This is a genomic window from Gottschalkia purinilytica, assembly GCF_001190785.1.
In the GTDB taxonomy this organism is placed as follows: Bacteria; Bacillota; Clostridia; order Tissierellales; family Gottschalkiaceae; genus Gottschalkia_A; species Gottschalkia_A purinilytica.
On sequence record NZ_LGSS01000007.1, the window covers coordinates 145,489 to 154,791 of the forward strand.

Sequence of the window (9,303 nt, forward strand, 5' to 3'; positions counted from 1 at the left end):
TGTGTATTATAATATTATATTATTTTACTTATGATAGTTCTAGAATATATAATAAAGATGTCGACAATTTGTTAATAAGGAGAACTTATTATTATGAAATCTAAAAATTTAAAACTTTATCTTTCATTATTTAAAATTAATTTTTATATAAGTGCTTTTACTTTTGGTGGAGGATACGTTGTTATTCCTATGATGCGAAAATACTTTGTAAATAATTTGAAGTTGATTAATGAGGAAGAGCTTTTGGACATGGCAGCAATTTCACAGTCAACACCTGGTGCCATTGCTGTTAATATCTCTGTACTGGTAGGATATCGTATTGCTGGGCTTACAGGTGCAATCATTAGTTGTGTTGGGGCAGTCCTTCCACCATTGCTTATTTTAACTGTTATATCTTCTTCTTATAGTGCATTTCGAGATAATAGGATTATTTCTTCAATACTAAAAGGGATGGAAGCAGGTGTCGCTGCTACTATTGTAGATTTAGTGATTGATATGAATAGGGAAATCTTAAAAGATAAAAATTGGCTATTAACATTAATGGTTCCTGCTTCATTCTTTGCTAACTTCTTTTTAAACATTAATGTTGTACTAATTATTATTTTTTGCTCATTCATATGTTTTGCACAAAGTTATTTTAAAAGCAGAAGAAGGAGGAGCAAAATATGATTAAAACTATTATTGTTTTATTTATAAGCTTTTTGAAAATAGGACTATTTAGTATTGGTGGAGGCTATGCTACCATACCGTTGATACAAGAACAGGTAGTTGATTTTCATCATTGGCTTACTTTGCAAGAATTTACGGATATTATTACAATATCTCAAATGACCCCTGGTCCCTTGGCAGTTAATACTTCGACTTTTGTTGGAATACGTATAGCAGGAATATTAGGAGCGATGTTAGCTACACTAGGATGTATTTTATCTGGATTCATTCTTTCTATTCTTTTGTACAAATTTTTTAATAAGTATAAGGATACAGATAGTATTTTTAATATATTAAAGGGATTACGTTCTTCTTCAGTTGGGTTAATAGCATCATCAGCATCAACTATCCTTTTGATTGCTTTTTTTGGATCATCTTCAATTAATGTAAGCGGTGCTAATTTAAATATAACTGCTATTGCTATTTTTATAGTATCTCTATTTATATTGAGAAAATTTAAGATGAATCCAATATTTGTTATGGTTTTAACAGGCATTGCAGGAATGATTTTTTATCTATAATAATTATAAAGAGATAAAATTAAAAAGGAAGTATAAAAAATATATATGAAACTTTAGTGAATTTATAAAAATAATAATGTAAAGCTGAACGAGATATAGTTATTTGTTCAGTTTTTTCTTTATTAAGAAGTTAATATTATGAAATATTTAGTATATACTTAAATTATAAATTATGGATGAACATCAGTTTTCATACAATTAATTTAATATATCTAACAGTTTATTGTTAAGTAATAATATTACTGTAATTTATTTGAAATAAAAAGATAGCTGTACTACAAGGGTTATAAGCAAAATTTATATTATTAAATCTTTCAAAAGAAAGTGCATAATAACATTATGAGAAAAGTTAACTATGAAAATATTAAATTTGAAAGGAGAAAATCAATTCTAATGGCTAACAATACTAATTTAGTCAATTTATCTAATAATGAATTAATTTTATTTAATTTTAAAGATCATGTTGCCTTTCTTACAAATAAAGTAGATACTTCTTATCATAAACATAACTATATTCAGATTACTATTGGACTTTATAAGGGATTTCATATTACTATAGAAAAGAACTATATATACACAGAAGGTATTATTCTAGACTCAAATACTAACCATAAGTTATATGGGGATAATGAATGGCAATTATACTTATTAATTAACCCGGAGTCTGTATTTGGAGAAACAATAAAAAGAAACTTATTACAAGAAAAACAAGCTTATAAGTTACTAGGAAAAGAGATAAGTAATATTATCCAACTTGATATTAAATCAATAATGTCAGAGATAATTAGTTCTGAAAAATATAATAAGCTTTTAAAAAGATTTAAACAAATTTTAAATATATCAGATTATAACCTAGATCGCACAATTGATGATCGTATACAAGAAGTTCTAGATTACATAGAAACTTATCCATTAGATAGGTTGTCCGTTAAAGAATTAAGCAACAAGATTTTTTTATCAGAGAGTAGATTGTCACATTTGTTCAAAGAAGAGATAGGCATATCCATAACTAGTTATATATTACATGAAAAAGTGAAAAAAGCCTTCTATTTAATATTTAACGGATTAAGTATTACCGAGGCTTCCATCGAGGCTGGATTTAGTAGCTCTTCTCATTTTACTCAAAGTGTTAGAGATAAACTAGGGATGACTCCAAGAGCAATTATAAAGAATAGCAGATATTTGCAAGTATAGTTATTAAAATCATCCTATAATAAATTAAAAGGGGTGATTATATGAAAAAATATTTGGAAGCAACAACATTATTAGATTTTAACAAACCATCTATTCAAAATTTAATTAGTAATAGAGGATGGACTAAGCTAGAGGAAAAAGAAAAGATTCAAGCGGTTTATGATTTTGTACGAAATGAAATTAAGTTTGGTTATAATAAAGGTGATGATATAACTGCCTCTGAGGTTTTAAGAGATGGATATGGACAATGTAATACAAAGAGTATTCTTCTTATGGCTTTATTAAGAGCTTTAGGTATTCCGTGTAGAATACATGGCTTTTTTATTGATAAAAAAATGCAGAAAGGTGCTTTGACAGGAATCATATATTTATTTGCTCCCAAGAAAATTGTTCATGCTTGGACTGAAGTATATTTCGATAAACAATGGATAGCTTTGGAAGGTGTAATTATTGATGAAAGATATCTTAATCAAGTAAAAGACAAACTTTGTAATTTCAACAATGGTTATATAGGGTATGGTATTTCTGTAAAGAATAAAGAAAAAATAAATCTTTGTTGGCAAGGTCAAAGCACATATATTCAAAGTTTTTCTATTACAGACGATTTAGGTTTTTTCAATAATCCTGATGATTTTTTTATTAAATATAACAATACAAGCAATAAAATAAAAAAAATTTTATTTAATATTTTACGGAAAAGAATCAATAAGAAATTAGACTTAATTAGATATAGTAAGAATAATTAATATAATAGTTAGCCTGTTAAGGAAATGAATATTTGTAAAAAATAAATATCTTTGATTTATAAAATAAAGCTTCAATTAGAGTTAATGTGTTAAATCATGCAATAAATAGTATAAGTTTCTGATAAACTATTTATATATTATTAAAAATACTCAGAAGACATTTAATTAGAAAAATAATAGTATATGCAGAAATGGACGTCTACAAGGAGGTATGTATGAGGCTAAATAATTTTATTAGTTCAACAGGACTTTGCTCTAGAAGAAAAGCCGATGAATTAATTAAACAGAAAAAGGTAAAAGTTAATGGTAAAATTGCAGTATTAGGATGTATAGTAGGTCCAGAAGATAAAGTAGAAGTAAATGGCAAGTATTTAAAGAAAAAGAAAAATGATGTCTATATTGCTTTAAATAAACCAGCAGGTATTACTTGTACAACGGAAAGACATGTGAAGGGAAATATAATTGATTTTGTAAATCATCCAGAAAGAATTTTTCCAATTGGAAGACTTGATAAAGATTCTGAAGGTTTAATTCTTTTAACAAGTGATGGAAGTATTGTTAATGAGATTTTGAGAGAAGAAAACAATAAACAAAAAGAATATATTGTAACTGTGAACAAAAAGATAACTCCCTCTTTTATAGAAGGTATGTCAAAAGGGGTAAAAATATATAATCCTGTTAAAAATCAATATACAATGACAAAGAGTTGTAAGGTATCTAAAATAGATGATCGAACTTTTAAAATTATATTATCTCAAGGATTAAATAGACAAATTCGAAGAATGTGCGCTTATTTTGGTTATAAGGTTATAAAGCTAAAACGTATTAGAATTAAAAATATTACACTAAAAGGTTTACCAGTAGGAAAGTGGAGAAATTTAACGAAGGAAGAAGTGAAAAATATTAGAACTAAAGACTAAAACTAATTCTTTAAATAAGTTATCAATCAATTAGTCTTAATACCTTTAAATAAGAAGTTGCCTAATTCTAAAATGACATAACGAATTGTAGGATTTAAAGAGTATTTTATTTTCAATGGATATATTGACTAAGAAGCTTTAACTTCTATAAGAGGGGTAGTTCACTTTTGTAAATTTGATAGACATCATACTAGCTATGTTTAAATAAAGGAACTCTGATTTTATCAGAGTTTTTTATTATGTAAAAATTTATGTGTTATTAATATGATTTTATAAAATACAATAAGTTTAAACTTTACCGCTTAGAATAATCAAAGTGCCTCTTAAAGTGGATAAATAACCACTTATTTAAAAATCATAGAAAAATATATAAAGTTCCAATATACTTAAACTATAGTTAATGGCTTGAAAGGGGATATAGAATGAAGATTGATATAGATATTAATGAAGATTACCAAGAAACAACTATAACAATCAAATCACCAGAGATGACTTCGGAAATTATAGAGTTAATGGAAAAAATTAAAGGTACTAAAAATAAAAGCATCATAGGTAATTACAATCAAAAAATATATATATTAAATCCAGAAGATATATTAGTATTTTATAGTAAAGAGCAGAAGGTATTTGCAGATACTATAGATGGAACCTATGAAGTTAAACAAAAACTCTATGAGTTAGAGGATGAATTGAAATTGCTATCCTTTGTTAGAATATCCAAATTTGCCATAGCCAATATTAATAAAATTAAGGATATAGAGATGTTTTTTAATGGAAGCCTAGTAGTTAATTTTATTAATGGAAAACAAGAAACTATATCTCGCAGATATGTACAAAAAGTAAAGGAATATATAGGTATAGGGGGTAAATAATATGGATTATATAAAAAAGTTCATTTTAAGAGGTTTATTTGGAATAACTCTGGGAGTTTTCATTAATCAACTTGTATATGTAGCTATAGCTATGAAAGGTAATATGGTTCAGATTTCTTCTGATATAGTTATTTTACAATTTATTATTGCAAGTTTAACTGGACTTTATTGTGGAGGAATAACTATAATATTTGAAGTTGAAGAATGGAGCTTGTTACGTCAAACTATTACCCATTCAATAGCCATGCTTCCTTACTTTCCTATATCAATATATGCGGGATGGATGCCAGAATCTTTAATTGGAAGGGTATTTTTTATACTAAATTATATAATAATATATATAGTCATATGGTTTTCGTTTAAAAAGTATTGGGAGAAGAAAGCTAGAGAATTAAATGAAGAATTAAAAAAACATAATCAAAATAAAAGATAGCTATACTAGATAAATAATTTCGATATTTTTATATGATAACACTATTTTAAATAAGAGAACTCTGATTTTTTTCAGGGTTTTTTTTGATATATAGATATTATTATATTTAGTTATTATCTTAAACCAGTTGGACTTGTGATATGGTAGAAAGTATACTTAAAAGATAGTAAAATGATGTAAGCATATAGATATAGTATTAAAAATCTACTATAATTAAATCAAGTTTATAAGATTATAGGGAGGTAAATTTATTGGGAAAGAAACGTCTTAGGAATAAGGCTTTAAGTGAAGAAGTAAAATTATATATAATTAAATATATAAAAACTTTAGACTTGAAAAAAAATAACAAACTTCCAAGTGAAGAGCTACTTTCAGAACTTATAGGTGTTAGCAGGATTACGGTTAGAAGTGCACTAAATGAGTTAGCTTCAGAAGGAATTATATTTAGAAGACAAGGAAAAGGTACTTTTGTAAATACAGAAGCACTAAAAATAAAAGTTACATTTAATCCAGTCTTACAGTTCAAAGATATGATAACAAACAGTGGATATTCTCCAAGTGTAAAGCTACTAGGGTTAGAAACTAAAAAAGCCAGCAAAAATATGGCGTCTTTATTGAGAATAGAAGAAGGACAAGATATTGTAGTGGCTAAAAAAATGTTCTATGCTGATAAAAAACCGTGTGCTTTTTGTATTGATTACTTTGATAAAAGCATTATACCAGATCAAGCAGATTATGATGATTTAATAAAATATGAAAATTCTATATTTGAATTTATAAACAGTAAAACTAACAGATGTGTAACTTGGGATAAGGTTGAAATTCTTACAGAAACCAATCTTCAAAATCCTGAGCTTAAAAAGAACTTTAATTGTGATAATAATACTATTAAATCATTTCTTCTTTTGAAGGGTTTAAACTTCGATAATGAAGATAAGCCCTTAATATATGCAAAAGAATATATAGATACAGATTTTATAAGGTTTAATATGATAAGACAAAGGAATATAAATTATTATTAAAAGTGAAAAATTATATGTAGTTTAAATAAAATATTTTATTTTTATAAAGATAGCTTTTGTATCCAAATAAGCTATCTTTATTTGTTTTTTGAAAAGATATTTTATAGTTATTACCCTATATTTCATTTTAGGTTTAATGAAAATTATAAAAAAATATCAATTATTTTATTGACAAATAATATTTTAAAAGTTATAATCAAAAACAAACAAAGGTAATACGTATTACCTTTAATAAAAAGGGGGAATATAAAATGGGTTATCAAAGTCATGCATACTACTTAAGAAGGGCTATTGAGATATCAAAACAAGCTAGAGAAAATGGTAATACACCATTTGGAGCTATCTTAGTAGACAAAGATGGGGAAATAATTATGGAGCAAGAAAACATTGAAATTACAGAAAAAATTTGCACTGGACACGCAGAAACAACTCTAGCTCAGAGAGCCTCAAGTAAATATAGTAAAAAATTCTTATGGGATTGCACTCTTTATACTACTGCAGAGCCTTGTGCTATGTGTGCAGGTGCAATATATTGGGCTAATATAGGTAGAGTTGTGTATGGAATGACTGAAAAAAGGCTTTTAGAGTTAACAGGTAGTAATGAGCAAAATCCTACTTTTGATTTACCATGCCGTCAGGTTTTTTCAAAAGGCCAAAAAAACATAGAGATCGTAGGCCCTATAGAAGAAGTAGAAGTGGAAGCAGCAAAAGTTCATGAAGGATATTGGGAATAAGATATAATAAGTCAATAAAGTATTACGTAATACCTATTACGTAATACTTTTAGTATACTATTAACAACCTAAAGGGGATGGTTTTATGAGTGGTTCATCTATATCAAATGTGAAGAAAGAAAATTCGTTATATGAGCAAGATGTACCTTTTCTTCAAAAAATTATTTTGGGGTTTCAGCATGTCTTGACTATGTGTCCAGCGTCTTTAGCAGTACCTTTAATTTTGGGAAATGCACTGAACTTAGATTCTAAAACTATAGCTTTTCTTGTCTCTGCAAACCTTTTCACAAGTGGAATTGCAGTATTAATACAAGTTATTGGTATAGGTAAGTCTATTGGATCCAAACTTCCAATAGTACTAGGATCGTCTTTTGCACCATTAGGACCTATGATTTTGATAGGAGAAAAAGAAGGTCTTCCTGTAATGTTTGGGGCCATAATAGGTTCGGCTATATTGATGTTTATACTGTCCTTTTTTATGGATAAAATACTAAAGCTGTTTCCTACTGCTGTAGTTGGATCTTTTGTAACTCTAATAGGAATAAGTTTAGCTCCTGGAGCGATGAAAGATTTAGCCGGGGGTGAATTTTCAAAGAGCTACGGTTCAACACAAAGTCTCTTATTAGGACTATTTGTACTATGTGTGATAATTTTGATAGGTAGATTTGGAAAAGGTATAGTTAAGTCTCTTTCGTTACTAATAGGAATGGCTTCAGGAACCATAGTTGGGGCATTTATGGGAATAGTTGATTTTACTCCAGTTCTAGAAGCAAAGTGGGTTCAGGTAATTACTCCTTTTAAATTTGGAGTCCCTAAGTTCCAATTTGGAGCTATAATTATAATGACTATATTCTGTATAATAAATATGATACAGTGTATAGGAGTATTCTCTGTTCTAGATGAAGTTACTGGTAACAAGACGGAAAACGATACCAAAATAAAGGGAATCAGAGCTCAGACTGTATCTCAAGCTATAACAGGTATATTTAACTCTGTACCTTCTACAATGTTTAACGAAAATGTTGGACTCCTTGATCTTACTAAAATAAAGAGTAGATCAGTAATAAGAACAGCTGGTATTATGTTAATCTTACTTGGAATATTTCCTAAGTTTGCTACAATCATTACTATAATTCCTAAACCTGTACTTGGTGGAGCAACATTGGCCCTTTTTGGTGTAATAACTTCAGCTGGTATATCAATACTTTCAAATTTAGACTTTTCTGCTGATAATAACTTTACGGTAGTTGGAACAAGTTTAGCTATTGGTGTTGGGGCTACTTTTGCTCCTGAGATATTTAAGACATTACCCCAAACATTGAATATGCTTTTTAGTAATGGGCTTTTTACAGTAAGTGCGTCAGCTATTATTCTAAAACTTGTGCTAGATCATAAGGGATGAAAAAATTAAAAGAATAATAAACTTAAAAACTATAGGATGTTTTCATTTATAAAGTGAGATAGGTAATTACTAATACGTATTAGTAATTACCTATCTCATTTTTTATTAAATATAATGTTAATATTTTGTATATTAAAATGTTAAACAAGAATATCAGTATAACTTAAAATTAAATTAGAAATTTATATTAATGGGAAATAGATACATTAATAGGTTATTAAATAATTAATTTTCTAGCCTTGCATTGATTATAAGTGAACTGGCTCCAAAATGTTAGACAGAATTGATTAAGATACTTGGAACTGTCAACAAAAACTAGACACAAAGTTAAGCAATTTTTATGAATTTAAATCTTCAAATTAGGTAGGGGAAAGATACCCAATAGAGGAATGCATTCTCTTTGTGTTGTAATATAACTCAATATATTTAAAGATTTCTTGCTGAGCTTGTTCAGGTGTTTCGAAATTAGCATCCTGAATAAGCTCTCTTTTTATTGTCCTATAAAATGATTCCATTAAGGCGTTATCATAAGGGTTACCTTTCCTGCTAACACTTGACACTGCTCCATGTGTACGTAACAGTGTCTGAAAGTTACCACTAGTAAATTGAGAGCCTTGATCCGTATGAACTATAAGACCCTCTTTCGGGCGTTCTCTTCTATAAGCCTGCATAAATGCATCCATTACGAGGGTGTCCTTCATCTTCCTGCTCATGGACCATCCACATACTTTGCGAGAATAAATATCAAGAA

11 protein-coding genes are annotated in these 9,303 nt (G+C 27.9%); 10 read left to right on the forward strand and 1 reads right to left on the reverse strand.

The genetic code is table 11. The annotated features are described in order from the left end of the window. Positions 1 to 93: 93 nt before the first annotated feature. The 10 genes from CLPU_RS09025 (at position 94) to CLPU_RS09070 (ending at position 8,552) form a co-directional block, all read left to right on the forward strand. Positions 94 to 669, forward strand: coding sequence for a chromate transporter (locus CLPU_RS09025; RefSeq protein WP_050355326.1), 576 nt, complete (start codon positions 94 to 96; stop codon positions 667 to 669). Further along, positions 666 to 1,229, forward strand: a complete 564-nt coding sequence (locus tag CLPU_RS09030; RefSeq protein ID WP_050355327.1) for a chromate transporter — start codon at positions 666 to 668, stop codon at positions 1,227 to 1,229. Before CLPU_RS09025 ends, CLPU_RS09030 begins: the two co-directional genes overlap by 4 nt. A gap of 393 nt (positions 1,230 to 1,622) precedes the next feature. Then, complete coding sequence (locus CLPU_RS09035; RefSeq protein WP_050355328.1) at positions 1,623 to 2,423, forward strand: helix-turn-helix domain-containing protein; 801 nt, start codon at positions 1,623 to 1,625, stop codon at positions 2,421 to 2,423. Positions 2,424 to 2,464: 41 nt separating this feature from the next. Next, on the forward strand, positions 2,465 to 3,169 hold the full coding sequence (locus CLPU_RS09040; protein ID WP_050355329.1) for a transglutaminase-like domain-containing protein: 705 nt from the start codon (positions 2,465 to 2,467) through the stop codon (positions 3,167 to 3,169). Between the two features lie 215 nt (positions 3,170 to 3,384). Continuing rightward, on the forward strand, positions 3,385 to 4,089 hold the full coding sequence (locus tag CLPU_RS09045; protein WP_050355330.1) for a pseudouridine synthase: 705 nt from the start codon (positions 3,385 to 3,387) through the stop codon (positions 4,087 to 4,089). Between the two features lie 422 nt (positions 4,090 to 4,511). Next, on the forward strand, positions 4,512 to 4,961 hold the full coding sequence (locus tag CLPU_RS09050; protein ID WP_050355331.1) for a LytTR family DNA-binding domain-containing protein: 450 nt from the start codon (positions 4,512 to 4,514) through the stop codon (positions 4,959 to 4,961). A 1-nt stretch (position 4,962) separates the two neighbouring features. Further along, on the forward strand, positions 4,963 to 5,394 hold the full coding sequence (locus tag CLPU_RS09055) for a DUF3021 domain-containing protein (RefSeq protein WP_050355332.1): 432 nt from the start codon (positions 4,963 to 4,965) through the stop codon (positions 5,392 to 5,394). Between the two features lie 251 nt (positions 5,395 to 5,645). Continuing rightward, entirely contained in the window at positions 5,646 to 6,416 is a 771-nt protein-coding gene (locus CLPU_RS09060) for a GntR family transcriptional regulator (RefSeq protein ID WP_050355333.1), read from the forward strand. 251 nt (positions 6,417 to 6,667) lie between these two features. After that, positions 6,668 to 7,150 (forward strand): nucleoside deaminase, encoded by a 483-nt coding sequence (locus tag CLPU_RS09065; RefSeq protein ID WP_050355334.1) that lies wholly within the window; start codon positions 6,668 to 6,670, stop codon positions 7,148 to 7,150. Between the two features lie 85 nt (positions 7,151 to 7,235). Beyond that, positions 7,236 to 8,552: a uracil-xanthine permease family protein gene (locus CLPU_RS09070; protein WP_050355335.1), complete on the forward strand. Its 1,317-nt coding sequence runs from the start codon at positions 7,236 to 7,238 to the stop codon at positions 8,550 to 8,552. A gap of 359 nt (positions 8,553 to 8,911) precedes the next feature. On the opposite strand, the gene CLPU_RS09075 is transcribed toward CLPU_RS09070, so the two are convergent. Beyond that, positions 8,912 to 9,303 (reverse strand): IS3 family transposase (locus tag CLPU_RS09075; protein ID WP_131701614.1); only part of this gene is annotated, 392 nt, incomplete at its 5' end.